This is a genomic window from Nevskia soli DSM 19509, from assembly GCF_000711955.1.
Classification (GTDB): domain Bacteria; phylum Pseudomonadota; class Gammaproteobacteria; order Nevskiales; family Nevskiaceae; genus Nevskia; species Nevskia soli.
On sequence record NZ_JONR01000088.1, the window covers coordinates 1 to 1,114 of the forward strand.

Genomic DNA, 1,114 nt, shown 5'->3' on the forward strand with positions numbered 1-1,114 from the left:
CAGCGTGTAGTCCCGCTGTGTCCGCTTAACGCCTGTCGTCATTGACTCGCCTCTTCTTGGTGGAAAAGGTGTCAACCCAGGACAGGACGGGTCAGGGTCAATAAAAAGGGGCCGCATGGCGGCCCCTTCCTGCTGCGCTCCCGTCAATGGGAGTTGATCCCGGTTTCCCGGGGGTCGCCAGTCCCTGGCAACTTCTCAGGGAGCCGTCACCAGATCACCGTCGGTGCACAGCTCGTGGATGCGCATGGCATCGCCTACGTTGACGCTGAGCAGGCCCGGCGTCAGGGAGATGGTGGCGCGGTCGTAGGCCTTGGTGGTCTTGACGCCGACGAACGCCGCCGCCGGCGTGCTGCCGCCGATGGCGCCGAGCAGGGCCAGCGCGTTCTGGTCCAGGGTGTTGCTCTCCTGCGCCACGTTGTTGAGGTAAGTCGCGACCTTGACCCGGCTGAGCAGCGACAGGCTCACCGTGCCCTTGGGGAAGGTCAGGCCGTAGACCGCGAACTTGCCGGCCGGCACCGAGGCGCCGCTGGGCAGGACCACCGATTCGTCGACGGAGTCGAGCAGGCCGCCGAGCAGGCCCAGGGTCAGCGACACCGAGGCGTAGGTATCGAGGTTGCCGTCGATGACGTTGTCCGGGTTGCTGACGCTGTTGAGCAGCTGGGTCACGGTGGTGGCGCCGAGCCGGTTGAGCAGGTCGGTCAGCAGGCCGCCGACCAGGCCGTTGCTGCCGACCTGGGTGGTGACGTTGCCGTAGGCCTTGGCGCCCTGGGTACAGATGAAGTTGCCGGTGACGGGCTTGCCGCCCTGGGTGATGTTGGTGGGGGTGCTGCCGTCATTGCTGAGGCCGCCGCTGGAACCACCGCTGCTGCTGCCGCCGCCGATGATGCCGCCGCCGCTGGCAACGTCCTCGCCGTTGGAGGTGCAGCCGAAGAGGACCAGGCTGGCGGCGAGCGCGGTCATGGTTTTGAGCATCTTGTTACGCATGTGCATATTTCCCTGTTTCAGTGTTTTCGGATGTTTCAATTGAGGATGTGCAGTTCGACGCGGCGGTTGTATTCGCGGCCTTCGTCGGTGCTGTTGGTGGCGACGGGGTTTTCCTTGCCGTAGCCCTTGG

General features: G+C 65.3%; 1 protein-coding gene. It reads right to left on the reverse strand.

The annotated features are described in order from the left end of the window. Nucleotides 1-195: 195 nt before the first annotated feature. Nucleotides 196-984 carry a hypothetical protein gene (locus BP26_RS0122505; protein WP_157572713.1) on the reverse strand — a complete coding sequence of 263 codons (789 nt, stop codon included), beginning with the start codon at nt 982-984 and terminating at the stop codon, nt 196-198. Between the last annotated feature and the right edge of the window lie 130 nt (nt 985-1,114).

Bases quoted from the DNA above. Each gene is read 5' to 3' on its own strand.
- BP26_RS0122505 (WP_157572713.1), bottom strand. From the start codon at position 984: ATGCGTAACAAGATGCTCAAAACCATGACCGCGCTCGCCGCCAGCCTG.